We start from the raw sequence: 12,682 nt of genomic DNA, 5'->3' as shown, positions 1-12,682 counted from the left end.
TTCTGTTCCCCTTAATTAAATATCATTAGTTTATTCCCTCTACAATTATCAGTTAAGTATTTTGATTTACAGCCCGCATTGCAAGGCTCCTTACTATTCTATACGATCTGTAAGTCGATCGAGATCACTTTCTGTCAAAAAGACATCGCGTGCCTTACTTCCCCGCGGCCCTGAGATGAATCCACTTTTCTCCATTCGATCCATTAGTTTGGCGGCTCGATTGTATCCGATACTAAAATTACGTTGTAACAGAGACGTTGATGCACTGCCTGTTTCATGGATAAAGAGACAAGCCTCTTCAAAAAGTGGATCGGCTCCTTCTTCTTCAATACTACTTGCAAGAAGGTCTTCTTGGCCAAATAAATAATCTGGTGTTGCCTCATTCCGAACGTGTTCTATTATACGCTCTATTTCCTCATCCGTGACAAATGTACCTTGTAGTCGAACGCCAGAAGATTGTCCATTTCCAATGTATAGCATGTCACCTTTCCCAAGAAGCCTTTCTGCTCCAGGGGAATCAATTATTGTCCTAGAATCGATTTGTGATGAAACTGAAAATGCGATTCGTGTTGGGATATTCGCTTTGATTGTACCTGTAATAACATCGACAGAAGGACGCTGTGTCGCGATGATCAAGTGGATACCGCATGCACGTGCTTTTTGTGCAATTCGACTAATTGATACTTCGACATCTGCCGGCGCCATCATCATTAAATCTGCAAGTTCATCAATGACAATTAAAAGATAAGGCATCTTCAAAGAGAACCGACGACTTTCTACAACTGCTTTATTGTAACGCTCGATATCCCTCACACCTGCATGAGCAAGTAGCTCGTAACGTCTTTCCATTTCCGCCACTGCCCATTTTAGTGCAGCAGTTGCAGCTTTGACGTCCGTAATCACAGGACTAATTAGATGTGGTATGCCGTTGAATGGTGCAAGTTCTACCATTTTAGGGTCAATCAGCATCATTTTCAAGTCTGTTGGTGTAGCTTTGTAAAGCAAACTGACCAAAATCGAGTTAATGCAGACGGATTTACCTGAACCTGTAGCCCCAGCAATCATACCATGTGGCATCTTGCGGAGATCTAAGGTTACTGGTGTTCCAGTTAGGCTTAATCCAAGCACAGCCTCAAGGGGAGACGTGGAAGCTCTGAACTGTTCCGTCGCAATAACTTCGGATATCCGAACAGGCCTTGTCTTCCGATTTGGAATTTCAATTCCTATGGAACTTCTTCCGGGAATCGGTGCTTGGATACGAATATCTTCGGCTGCTAGCGCCAATTTTAGGTCATCTGTTAAATTACGTACTTTACTCACTTTAGTCCCCACTCCGACAGTCAGTTCAAAACGAGTGACTGTCGGACCTTGCATCGCTTCGATAACGGTCGCTTTAACCGCAAAGTGCGACAACGCTTCCTCAAGCTTTTCAGATTGCGATTCCAGCCACTCTGTATCTTCGATTTGTGATTCAGGGGGGATCAGATAATCCAGTGACGGGAATGCGTAATAGGGTTCCTCTTCTTCTAAGGTTTCGCCAGCTATTTCTTTCGTCTCTACCAAAACCTCTTCTCGAATGTCGACCAAAGGTTTCGTACTTATCGGCTCAGAGATAGTTACTTTTTTGCTTTCATTTGGAACTTTAACACTTAAAGGTTCTACTACTTTTAGCTTCTCTTTATCGGACTTCAACATCAATACATTGAATGGAACAGTCCGTTCTTTTTTTGTTACTTGACTTTGTTGTTCTACCAATTCTGGAATGTCTGGAGAGGGCTCTACTTTTACTTCAGCCTCTACATCAGGTAACGCATCCTTAGTATGGTCCACTTCATCCGAAATAATTCCCTTAAAGTCCTCTTCAATCACTAGTGATTTGATTGTAGCAAATTCATCCTTAGAAAGCTCTATGGCATCTGGCAATACTACGGTCTCTTCGTCCTCAGTTACTGTCGTTTCAGTTTCGTAGACTTCAACTTTTAGCGGCTCTATCTCACTAGATGTGAGTTCTCTGCTGTCATTTTCAATCACAAAGTCCTCGTTCAAAATTGGTATACTACTCGTTTTTTCATTTTCATAATAAAATTCATCCGTCTTTGTCAACTGTGATTCTGTAACAACTACCTTTTCTTCCGGTGGCTGCAACTTCACTTCTTCCGTTTTTAAAGGTGTCGTTACTTCTCTCCTTGGATTAATAAATCCATGAACGGGCGAAGGTACTGCGGTCGGTGTAAATGGCTTACTGGAACGTTTTTGTACCGTCACATTCACTTTCGGTGGAAGTTCCTCCTGAAGAGCCTTTTTTGTGGAGGAGAAAGAACTTCTTTTTCCTTTCTCTTTTACGCCATATTTTTGTAATGAATCAGCCCTAAAGATATTGACTGTTCTGTTATCACTTGGCCATTTAGCATTTTCGGAAAGTGGTTTCGTTTCATAATTATCGTCCGCATCTTTATTTTTAGTTGTGTATTTCGGATAATCTACTTCAGTAACAGATTCATCGTCCCAACCATATATTTCTGCATCTGAGATAATCGGAAAGCGAAATGATGTGTTGTTACTAGTTTCATTTTTATTTAATGATTCGTCAATTTCATTTTCAGTTTTTTCATATTCTGTTTCCACTTTATTATTGTCTTCATCCGGTCCAAATAACCGGTCTACTATTGTTTTAAACCAACTCAAGACTATCACTCTTTTCATGTCAATCACTCTATTTTAACAGTACTGACACGACAAAATCAAATCAATTTATGAAAACAAAAAAACGTACCAAACCGGTACGTTTTTCGTGCTCTTATTTTGTGAAGATTTCACCAGTAACAGCATTGTTATCTAGTACTAAAATCCCTTTTTCTTCAGGCGCGTCAGGCAAACCTAGTTCTTTTGCTGAGCAAATCATTCCAGCCGATGGAACCCCACGCAATTCTGCATCACGAATGACCATTCCAGATGGCATAACAGCTCCAACTTTCGCGACAACAACCTTCTGGCCCGCATCCACATTCGGTGCTCCACAGACAATTTGAACTGTTTCACTGCCAACATCGACCGTGCAAACACTTAACTTATCGGCGTTCGGATGCTTTTCTTTTGTCAAAATATGTCCTACAACAAACTTTGGTGTAAAGTCTATGTCAAGTTTAATCTCTACGCCATTCTTTAGAAGTGCGTCTTGCAATTGCCCTGCCACCTCTTCAGTCAGCTCAACTTCCCCGACTGCTTCATTTTTCACGTAAGATGATGCATTGAATAGGTTAAATGCAGTTAATTCTCCAGTAACCTCGTCATGGATTAACGTAACATCCCCTTGTGACTTAGTTACAATAGATTCTGGACGTGTAAGTGCAAGCTGCACAAGCAACACATCACCAACACCATTTATGTTATAAAAAATATTCACTTTTTCTTTCCTTCCCTTCTTGCTAAACGATTTTTAGCCATAATGAAAATTGGTTCAAGTTTTCCATCTTCATAGATAAATGATAAAGATGTAACCGGTACAGTGCCAGTGGTAAAGAAATGCATAGCCATTTGCGCAAGTACATCATACCCCGTATCGTTCCGGATATCACCAATAATTAGTACATCTTGGTGTGGGACAGAAACAGTCATATGACCCTCGATTTTCGCTTCCATCTCTTTCAGAAATGTGCTGTTCAATATTCTACTAGCATCATAACCATCGTTATTATTGACAAAGTAATAGATGTTACCCGAGACTTCATCCTTCTTCATCGCGGTCGGTAATGCTCTTACACGGAATAATGCAGACTCTGTTATCTCCGTTTCAGACATACCAAGAGACTCCAACATACTTTCATCAATTAACCGGTAGGTAGTTCCAAGGTCAAGTGCATAATAGATACACGTTTCAGCCGTATGGTCCTTCATAAGAAAACGATGTCCTACAGCAGATTCTTTCGGAAACGATGAAGACCTGATCACAGGATAAATAATCGTACTATCAGAGAATCCTATTGATTGTTCTTTTTCCATCGCTTTAAACGTCTCACCAATTGTATAAACTATTTCTTTTATTGCCGCCTCTTTTTTCTGTTCATATTTCACAAGAATTTCCGGGAGTGAAATATCCATCCCTTTTTTTAGAACCGAATGCTCTAGACGAACCTTATCCGTTTTCCGGTCAAATCGCCACTTGAAATATTCAGATGGAAGATGCTCTTTTAAAATTTCAACAAGCTGCGCAGAATTCATCTATTTTTTCCTCCATTCATATATGAAAAGCGTAAGGCGCCTTAAAGGAACGCAACTTAAGTACGCGACGTCCTGTCGCAACGACTGTATGCCTGCATCCTTGTAGGCACGACGTGGCGCACTTTGCCACAATAGCTTGATTGCTTTCAAGGAACCTAGCCTAAGTACGCCGCGTCCTGCGGCAATGGCTACGTGACCCACATCCTGTGGGCCTCCAAGCGGCTGGCGCCTGAAGCCTAGACACTTAGAAAAGCGCAAGGCGCCGTTTAGACGCGACGGGCATAAGTCAATCCAGCGACGTGGCGCACTTTGCCACATAGCTGGATTGCTTTCAAGGAACCTAGCCTAAGTACGCCGCGTCCTGCGGCAATGGCTACGTGACCCACATCCTGTGGGCCTCCAAGCGGCTGGCGCCTGAAGCCTAGCCACTGTTCCTTGTCGAAAATCTTATACCTTCTTACTTTTCTCGGAAAATTGCATCTATTCTTGATTAATAGAACGCACGATTTCCATCATTCTTGCTAGGTTTTCTTCGATGTTTCCTTTTTTCGTCATTGTCGTCATTTTTGATCCGCCCACGCTCGTCATAAGCTCAACATCGTCATTGCCGCTTTTGATTACCGCCGCAAAACCAAAAATGCCTTCATCCGTAAACGTTGCCTGCTCGACAATTTCTTTGCTTTTATCAGCAAGAAGCAAATCATAAAACAGTTTACTGTCATTTTTTTCATTTGGATTGACAAAAAGGATAAATGTTTCTTCTTTTTTCGTAAAGACGATATTTTGTGCATCTGACTTATCATTCATCTTAAATCCGGCAGGTAGATATAGTTTAATGCCGTCAATCTCTTCAGTACGTTTTTTATCATTCGAGTGAAATGCTTCTCTCGCCGCTTCGACTCCTGAAGTTGCACTTTCGTCAAGCGTTTTTCCACATGCTACAAGCGTTAATACAGATATCGTCAACAGGAATATGAATTTCCATTTTCGGAACATTCGATTTCCCCCAATCATTAATTTAAACACTATTTATCATTTTAATGTTGTTACGGATTACTTGCAACCAAAACACGTTGCAATCAAGCACTTCGATATTTACTGGGATTGCAGATGGTATTTATATTGTCCCACCAAAAGCTGTAAAATATGTACGAATAGTTCATCGCGTTTTACCGCGTTCGCAGTCAGCATTCCGATAGCTCCTTCCTTCATCCGAATTCCGCTCGACTTGAAATAAGTATCGACAACCGGACCCAGTTCTTTCCCAGCCATCAACTCATCCGCAATTTCTTTCGGTAATGGAATCTGTGCACCTCCCGCTGTAAACCTCGTCCCATCAGGAAGTGTCAACGCACCCCAGTTACAGAGGTACATCTGTCCCTCAAGAATCCGGACACCACCTTCCAGCCCGATTCCAATTGCACTTGCTCCCTTCCCCGCTGCGCGTAGTGCACGATTAATTGCACCAAGCCTAGTTTCATCATCACTAAAAGGTTGGTCTGAAACACCTGACCCTACCTCAGTATCAGCAATAAGTGCCTGCGGAAAATGAATTGCCAAAACTTCCTTAACTGCTTTTACTTTTGCAGGGTTCGTAGATCCTATCATAAATTCCATCCATATTCTCCTCCATCCAAGTAAAAAACCGTCCTCTACGCCATTTAATAGCGCAAGGACGGATTTCAGTTTATAATTATACGTTACTTTTAATCGTTGCTACAGTTGTCTTATCACACGCCTTAACAAGTTTCACAAGAAGCTCTTTCGCTGCTGCGTAGTCGTCGGTGTGAATGATAGATCCCGATGTATGGATGTAGCGTGAACAAATACCAATGACAGCACTTGGAACACCTTCATTCGACGTATGAACCCGTCCTGCATCCGTCCCCCCCTGTGAGAGGAAGTACTGATAAGGAATATTATGTGTCTCTGCCATATCAAGGATGAATTCGCGCATACCGCGGTGAGTTATCATAGAACGGTCAAAAATCCGGAGTAATGTCCCTTTTCCAAGTTGACCGAATTCATTTTTGTCACCCGTGGCATCATTTGCTGGACTTGCATCTAGCGCAAAGAATAAATCCGGATTGATCATCGTTGCGGCTGCCGCAGCACCACGAAGTCCAACTTCTTCGAGAACATTTGCCCCGGAGTACAAATTATTCGGCAATTTTTCACCGTGCACTTCTTTTAACAATTCGATTGCGAGTCCGCAACCATAGCGATTATCCCAAGCTTTAGCAAGTATTTTCTTGTCATTCGCCATCGGAGTGAACGGGCTAACTGGAACAATTTGCTGACCTGGACGAATGCCGATTTTCTTCGCATCTTCTTTATCGTCTGCACCAATATCGATAAGCATATTTTTTATATCCATTGGTCTATTTCGTACTTCATCACTTAACAAATGCGGCGGAATCGAACCAATGACACCAATAACTGGACCGCTATCCGTAATAATTTCAACGCGTTGCGCTAGTAGTACTTGGTTCCACCATCCGCCAAGCGGTTGGAAACGAATCATTCCGTTATCCGTAATCTGACTAACCATAAATCCAACTTCATCCATATGACCCGCAACCATTATACGCGGGCCATCTTCAGGCCCTTTTCTAACGCCAAAAATCCCCCCCAGATTATCTTGGATCAATTCATCAGAATACTTCCCAAGTTCTCCACGCATATAACCACGAACTGCATGTTCATTACCAGGGGCACCCGGAAGTTCGGTCAAAGTCCTAAACATTTCAAGTGTATCTTTTTGCATTAAATAGTTCCTCCCACTTTTCATATATGTACCTACTGTATATAGTGTAGTCGATTATTCAGAAACTTTCCATCGTTTAATTCGGAAATCGAATTACTATTTCAATAGACTGGCTTGGCAAAGATAAGTAAAATTGTGGTACACTGTTTGAAATACCGACTATAGGGGGTAAAAAGAATGAAAGTATCAGATTTCCTAGCAGGAGTATTAACGGGTGTTGCGGCTGGTATTGTTGTTAGCGAAACAATCGATCGAGTTAACCAAAATGTTTCAGCAGACTCTGTTCTAAACACAATTAAAGATGCTTTTAAAAATGAAGGTCCGATAGATGGTTCATGGATCGTCATGAAAACTGAGCCTTTCACAAACAAAGTCATTACAATGGACGTTTACCGCGGCGGCATATCACGCATTAAAGAAGGCGAACTGGAACAATTCGAATTTGCAGCAGATGCAAAAACAGGTACAGTCGTTGAACTCATAAAAGCTTAAAACAATGCGCCGAAGTCTATATATATCAATAAAAACCGTCACATTCCCAGACTCCTCTGGTAGTGTGGCGGTTTTTTAATTAACCAATGGCTATATATGTTGAGCTTATAAAGACGTGCAACGATCAGGCTTAAGGCGGGAAGCATCCCGAGCGCGGGAGCGAAATTAATGGAATTCTTTAACCCAACCTAACTAGAAACTGTAACGGATTCGATGATTTCTTTTCCGCTAGCATCCCATTTTACAAGTCTATAATAGGCATCATGATAAAACGTAAACTTATAGCCCCCAGCAAGCGCCTCTATCATCAATTTCTCTTTAGCAAAGATTGACGTCATTGGGTAATCATCAAAAGCCAGAACCCACAACGGATTACTATGTGCTTGTGTAGGCATAATATCAGCCATATGAAGAATCGTCTCACCATGCTGTGTCAATTTAATAATACTATGACCATCGCTATGACCGCCTGTATGGATCATTTCGATTCCTGGCATGATTGTAATGCTTCCTTCGAATGTCTTCACCTGCTGCTCAACAGGCTCCCAGTTCTCTTTTAAATATGTATTTCTGGAACGAATATTCGGATTACGTACTTCATCCCATTCGATTTGTGAAACGTAAATTTCAGCATTTGGGAATACAGAAACAAAATCCCCTTCGCGTAATTCCGTCAAACCCGCTGCATGATCATTATGCAAGTGCGTCATGAGAATAATATCGATGTCTTCTGGCGACAAACTGAGCTCAGCAAGATTCCCCTCAACCCTTGCCTCTTCAACTATGCCTAGATTCTTCATCATTTTCTCACTGAGTTTCCCTTTTCCATGCCCTGTGTCAATCAATATATTTTTTCCTTTATACTGAATGAGAATCGGATCGTTTCTCATTTTAATACGGTTTTGTTCATCCGCTTCATAACGTCTTGACCACAGTGCTTTTGGAACAACCCCAAACATAGTTCCGCCGTCTAAAAAATTGCCACTACCATCCAGCCATGTCAACGTCATATCATGAAATGTATAAGTATCCACAGAAACATTCCCCCATTCCCTTACTTGTTTCTATCAAGAATTAGTAAAATGTGATTCAAGTCTGTATATCGGGTGTCCTTTTGCTGAAAACTTCTCTTCATATTCCGTCATAATATTATCTTCCGGCATCTCTGCATGCAAATCAAGTGATACAAAACCTAACTTCATACCGTACTGAGACATTGAGACGAGTGAGTACTCGAACAACAGACGGTTATCTGTTTTAAAGTGAATTTCTCCACCTTCTGCTAGTACCTCTTCATAAAGTTTTAAAAATGTTTCATGCGTCAATCTTCTTTTCGCATTTCTCGTTTTCGGCCACGGATCAGAAAAATTTAAATACACCCTATCTATCTCCCCTTTGTGGAAGATCTTTGCAAGGTCCATTCCATTTGCACGGAATAGTCGTAAATTTGATGGCTTTTCTGCTTCAACAGCCTTTTCAAGCGCAGATACGATAACGTTGTCAAAATGCTCAATGCCAATATAATTCACATCTGGATTGGCAACAGCCATACCAATTATAAATTGGCCCATACCTGATCCAACTTCAATGTGTATTGGATTGCCATTTCCAAACAAGGTATGCCATCCATTCATCATTTTTTCTGGTTCAGCTAATAGGATATCTGGGTGTTCTGCCATGTAGTCTCTTGCCCATGGTTTATTACGAAGCCTCATTATATACACTCTTTTCTATTTATAGGTTATTGCCATCTTCTGGTTGTTCTTCATCGCCAAATAATCTGCTTATTGAAGTAGTTTGCCCCACGTCAAGTATTGCCTGGCCCGCTTTGAATTGCGTAGATTTCATCGGAGCCGGCAATTTCTGAAGTGCAGAAAACCAGTCCTCATATGACCGTCTATCGATAATATCAACATCGAATGCCGAACCTGGGTGATCGATATACCCGTTACGTGAAATCAAATATTTACGTACAGGAAAATCGATACCTTGTGCTTTCAATATACTCGAAACAATCTTTTCAGTTCTGTTCAATGCTATAAGCGGGCTTAGAAATTTCGTTTCTTTTTCCCCAAGCTTCTTTAACCAGAATCTGTCCCCGCTCCCACTAAACGCTGCAACGTCTTCTTTCTCAAGCACCGTAATACACATGCATTCAACAGGTGTCACAATGATAATGTCTAGTTCAACAGGTGCTTTCTTCAGTAGTAAGATTGGATAATAGAACAACAAATAATTATCCGGAAGATTCTGAGCGAAACTTCGTAAAAGTGGATCTCGGAAAAAGCGAGATTCAACCCTTGACTTGTCCATTAACGTCGAACTTGCCCACTTGATTTGAAAATGAAATAGTTGATCCAAATAAAGTCTTCTTAAGTGCTCAAGACTTGAGGGGTTATGAATCAGATTTGGACTAAATCCAAAATTCTCTTCCTTATCACCTTTTTCATCTTCGCTATTGTCGTGATATTGCTCTGCCTCAACATCTTTACGTTGGCCGAAGACCCGAAGTAGAGGAGAAAACCATTTGTTCTCTTCCGGTTCTACTACCTCTTTAATATCCTGTTGCCATTCTGATAAATCCGCTCCACTTTCCCACTGGGTCTTCATACGTTCCCATTGATACCTTTTCAAACGGATATACTGCGAAGGATAACGCGTAAGATCTTGCTCGTAACGGGAGACATAGTCAAGCAGTTTAACAAGTTGCGCCATGTCCATTCACTCCAATCACATACTATACATTATTATTCATCCGCTATAAAAGATGGGATTTGCGAGCTGAATGCTTTTTGTAACTTCATTGTCAATGGTCCCAATATTCCCGAGCTTACAGGACGTCCGTCGATTGAAATGACTGGCGTTACTTCAGATGTCGTTGACGTTAAGAAAAATTCATCCATTTCAAAAGCTTCATCTATTGTAAAGGATTTCTCGACGACAGGAATTCCTTGCTCCTCACACAGACCAAGTACAACTTGACGCGTAATTCCATTCAAAATAAGATTTGTCACAGGATGAGTATAGACTGTTCCACCCTTTACCCCAAACATATTCGATGCAGAACCTTCGGTAACAACACCGTCACGGTGAAGCAATGCCTCTATACAACCCGCTTCATGCGCTTCTTGCTTAGCGAGAACATTGCCAAGCAAGTTAAGGCTTTTAATATCGCAACGCAGCCAACGGACATCCGCTACTGACTTGACCCCAACTCCGTTTTCTATGCCCCTCATAGGTCTTGGGTTGTTAATTGCATATCCAGTCACAACTGGTGGGACTGTCGGATCAGGGAATTGGTGCATCCTTGGTGCGGATCCCCGTGTCACTTGGATATAAACGTGTCCAACCAAAATATTATTTTTCGCCACTAATTCACGGGCAATCTCCATCAATTGTACTTCAGCATAAGGGATTGTCATCTTTATCTTCGTAGCACTTTGAAATAAACGATCAATATGTTCTTCCGCAGTATATAATTCTCCACCATATACTTTAATTACCTCATACACGCCATCACCAAAATAATAACCGCGATCATCAATCGAAATAGCCAATCCATCACGTTCTGTAAACTGTCCATCAATAAAGTATACTGTCATCCTTATTCCCCTTCCGTTTTTTCAGATACGAGTCGGCTGATTGCATCTGCATAGATCCCAGTTGCTTTCACTAAATCATCTATATAAACATATTCATCTGCCTGATGAGCTACGTCTTCCCTGCCAGGAAATAGCATACCAAAAGCAACCCCTTTTTCAAGGACACGTGCGTACGTTCCTCCCCCGATTGCCAATAGTTCTGCATGTTCTCCAGTATGATCAGTATACACTTCTTGCAACGTCCGAATAAGGGGGTCGTTTGCGTCCACATGATGCGGTGCAGAGTTCGATCCAATATCGACCGAAAAAGGTGTTTCCGTTAACCGTTTCATACATGTCGTCATTTTCTCTTCAAATAGATAGCTGACTGAATAACGCATACTAACATTAATTTCCCCACCACTTGTGGGATTGTATGTCACGATACCCGCATTCAGCGTTGTATCGCCTGACATTTCATCATTGAACGCCAAACCTAAGAACAGTCCTCGAGATTCATTAGCAAATGCATCAAACATGAATTGTGTAAAGTCTTTTGATTGACCTTCTTTCAATATGCGATTCAGGAAAGAAGCAAGTAGGACGGCGGCATTGACGCCATTATCTGGCTCCATTGCATGTGCTGATTTTCCATTCAAACTGATGATGGTCTTACCACTATCAGTGGAAACTCCCCCTGTTACGTCATGAATATTCAAAAATGTAACAAACTGTTCATTGTCAAATACAACTTCCTCTGCCAGGTGTGCCTCTGCATAATCTGGCACCATATTTGTCCTATTTCCTGACTTGAATAGCAATAGTTGTCCATCTGAAGTTACTACCTTTTGTTTAAATAGGATAGAAGCAATTCCTTTTTCGGCGTTAATGATGGGAAAATCAGCATCTGGCGCAAATCCAATAGTTGGCATTTCTTCTTTTTCAAAATAGCGCTTCACACATCGAAAACCACTTTCTTCATCTGTTCCGATAATGAGCCGCACTCGTTTGTTCATCGTGATACCTGAATCCCGGACTATTTTCATCGCATGCCAAGCGGCTATAGTCGGTCCTTTATCGTCAATGGCACCGCGACCAAACAGCTTTCCGTCCTCGATAGTACCGCCAAACGGCTCATGTATCCAATTACTTCCTGCTGGCACGACATCGACATGGCAAAGGATCCCGATGAGTTCGTCCCCTTCCCCCATCTCAATATGCCCCGCCATATTATCTACATTTTTCACAAGCATTCCCGCTTTTCGACCTTCTTCTAACAGCCAGTCGAGTGCACGTTTTGGTTCCGGTCCGAATGGTAAATCTTTAGTTGCCGCACTTTCATCAAGTACAGAAGGGATAGCGATTAAACTTTGTAAATCAGCTAGCAGAGATTCTTGTCTTTTTAAAGCTTCATTTTCCCAATTAGACATTCAAGGCACCTTCTTTCACAATAAGTCTATTTTCACACGTTAGCCCAAGAAAATAAAGAGGAATCATCTTTTACAGACTCTTTACAATAAAATTCATGCAAACTTCACGAGAATACGTTATACTAGTATTGTCAGAAGATTTAATCTGACTTTTCAACTTTTTCGAAAGGATGTGCGTCGTCAGGGATAATTTC

General features: G+C 41.5%; 12 protein-coding genes. 1 reads left to right on the top strand and 11 read right to left on the bottom strand.

Features of this window, described 5'->3' with window-relative positions:
• Nucleotides 1–93: 93 nt before the first annotated feature.
• The 6 genes from MKY15_RS14915 to MKY15_RS14890 all read right to left on the bottom strand — a co-directional run bounded on the left by MKY15_RS14915 (nucleotide 94) and on the right by MKY15_RS14890 (nucleotide 6,985).
• On the bottom strand, nucleotides 94–2,703 hold the full coding sequence (locus MKY15_RS14915; RefSeq protein ID WP_342537886.1) for a DNA translocase FtsK: 2,610 nt from the start codon (nucleotides 2,701–2,703) through the stop codon (nucleotides 94–96).
• Nucleotides 2,704–2,797: 94 nt separating this feature from the next.
• The gene (gene ytpR, locus MKY15_RS14910) at nucleotides 2,798–3,403 is read right to left on the bottom strand and encodes a YtpR family tRNA-binding protein (protein ID WP_338652943.1); all 606 of its coding nucleotides are present in this window, start codon (nucleotides 3,401–3,403) and stop codon (nucleotides 2,798–2,800) included.
• Complete coding sequence (locus MKY15_RS14905) at nucleotides 3,400–4,218, bottom strand: DUF1444 domain-containing protein (RefSeq protein WP_342537885.1); 819 nt, start codon at nucleotides 4,216–4,218, stop codon at nucleotides 3,400–3,402. Before MKY15_RS14905 ends, ytpR begins: the two co-directional genes overlap by 4 nt.
• A 480-nt stretch (nucleotides 4,219–4,698) precedes the next feature.
• Nucleotides 4,699–5,214 carry a hypothetical protein gene (locus MKY15_RS14900; protein WP_067207506.1) on the bottom strand — a complete coding sequence of 172 codons (516 nt, stop codon included), beginning with the start codon at nucleotides 5,212–5,214 and terminating at the stop codon, nucleotides 4,699–4,701.
• A gap of 99 nt (nucleotides 5,215–5,313) precedes the next feature.
• Nucleotides 5,314–5,835: a DUF84 family protein gene (locus MKY15_RS14895; protein WP_342537884.1), complete on the bottom strand. Its 522-nt coding sequence runs from the start codon at nucleotides 5,833–5,835 to the stop codon at nucleotides 5,314–5,316.
• Between the two features lie 76 nt (nucleotides 5,836–5,911).
• Entirely contained in the window at nucleotides 5,912–6,985 is a 1,074-nt protein-coding gene (locus tag MKY15_RS14890; RefSeq protein WP_067207501.1) for a M42 family metallopeptidase, read from the bottom strand.
• Nucleotides 6,986–7,162: 177 nt separating this feature from the next.
• Here MKY15_RS14890 and MKY15_RS14885 point away from each other — a divergent pair, with 177 nt between their 5' ends.
• Nucleotides 7,163–7,477 (top strand): peptidase M4, encoded by a 315-nt coding sequence (locus MKY15_RS14885; RefSeq protein WP_067207498.1) that lies wholly within the window; start codon nucleotides 7,163–7,165, stop codon nucleotides 7,475–7,477.
• A 188-nt stretch (nucleotides 7,478–7,665) separates the two neighbouring features.
• On the opposite strand, the gene MKY15_RS14880 is transcribed toward MKY15_RS14885, so the two are convergent.
• From MKY15_RS14880 to pepV, 5 genes are read right to left on the bottom strand one after another with little or no spacing between them, the layout of a single operon-like run.
• A complete protein-coding gene (locus MKY15_RS14880; RefSeq protein ID WP_342537883.1) occupies nucleotides 7,666–8,511 on the bottom strand; it encodes an MBL fold metallo-hydrolase in 846 nt (281 codons plus the stop codon).
• Between the two features lie 33 nt (nucleotides 8,512–8,544).
• The gene (gene trmB, locus MKY15_RS14875) at nucleotides 8,545–9,192 is read right to left on the bottom strand and encodes a tRNA (guanosine(46)-N7)-methyltransferase TrmB (RefSeq protein WP_067207493.1); all 648 of its coding nucleotides are present in this window, start codon (nucleotides 9,190–9,192) and stop codon (nucleotides 8,545–8,547) included.
• 19 nt (nucleotides 9,193–9,211) lie between these two features.
• Nucleotides 9,212–10,192, bottom strand: a complete 981-nt coding sequence (locus MKY15_RS14870; protein ID WP_342537882.1) for a nuclease-related domain-containing protein — start codon at nucleotides 10,190–10,192, stop codon at nucleotides 9,212–9,214.
• Between the two features lie 32 nt (nucleotides 10,193–10,224).
• Entirely contained in the window at nucleotides 10,225–11,079 is an 855-nt protein-coding gene (gene dat / locus MKY15_RS14865; RefSeq protein ID WP_338652947.1) for a D-amino-acid transaminase, read from the bottom strand.
• A gap of 2 nt (nucleotides 11,080–11,081) precedes the next feature.
• Nucleotides 11,082–12,488 (bottom strand): dipeptidase PepV, encoded by a 1,407-nt coding sequence (gene pepV / locus MKY15_RS14860; protein WP_187047282.1) that lies wholly within the window; start codon nucleotides 12,486–12,488, stop codon nucleotides 11,082–11,084.
• Nucleotides 12,489–12,682 lie beyond the last annotated feature (194 nt).

Origin of the sequence: Sporosarcina sp. FSL K6-1540, assembly GCF_038620285.1 — a bacterium.
Taxonomy (GTDB): Bacteria; Bacillota; Bacilli; order Bacillales_A; family Planococcaceae; genus Sporosarcina; species Sporosarcina psychrophila.
The sequence above is the reverse complement of the archived record's forward strand: the minus strand, read 5'-3'. Positions and strand labels throughout refer to the sequence as shown.

Coding starts and splice junctions, on each gene's coding strand:
- MKY15_RS14915 (WP_342537886.1), bottom strand. CDS start 2,703: ATGAAAAGAGTGATAGTCTTGAGTTGGTTTAAAACAATAGTAGACCGG.
- MKY15_RS14905 (WP_342537885.1), bottom strand. CDS start 4,218: ATGAATTCTGCGCAGCTTGTTGAAATTTTAAAAGAGCATCTTCCATCT.
- MKY15_RS14900 (WP_067207506.1), bottom strand. CDS start 5,214: ATGTTCCGAAAATGGAAATTCATATTCCTGTTGACGATATCTGTATTA.
- MKY15_RS14895 (WP_342537884.1), bottom strand. CDS start 5,835: ATGGAATTTATGATAGGATCTACGAACCCTGCAAAAGTAAAAGCAGTT.
- MKY15_RS14890 (WP_067207501.1), bottom strand. CDS start 6,985: ATGCAAAAAGATACACTTGAAATGTTTAGGACTTTGACCGAACTTCCG.
- MKY15_RS14885 (WP_067207498.1), top strand. CDS start 7,163: ATGAAAGTATCAGATTTCCTAGCAGGAGTATTAACGGGTGTTGCGGCT.
- trmB (WP_067207493.1), bottom strand. CDS start 9,192: ATGAGGCTTCGTAATAAACCATGGGCAAGAGACTACATGGCAGAACAC.
- MKY15_RS14870 (WP_342537882.1), bottom strand. CDS start 10,192: ATGGCGCAACTTGTTAAACTGCTTGACTATGTCTCCCGTTACGAGCAA.
- dat (WP_338652947.1), bottom strand. CDS start 11,079: ATGACAGTATACTTTATTGATGGACAGTTTACAGAACGTGATGGATTG.
- pepV (WP_187047282.1), bottom strand. CDS start 12,488: ATGTCTAATTGGGAAAATGAAGCTTTAAAAAGACAAGAATCTCTGCTA.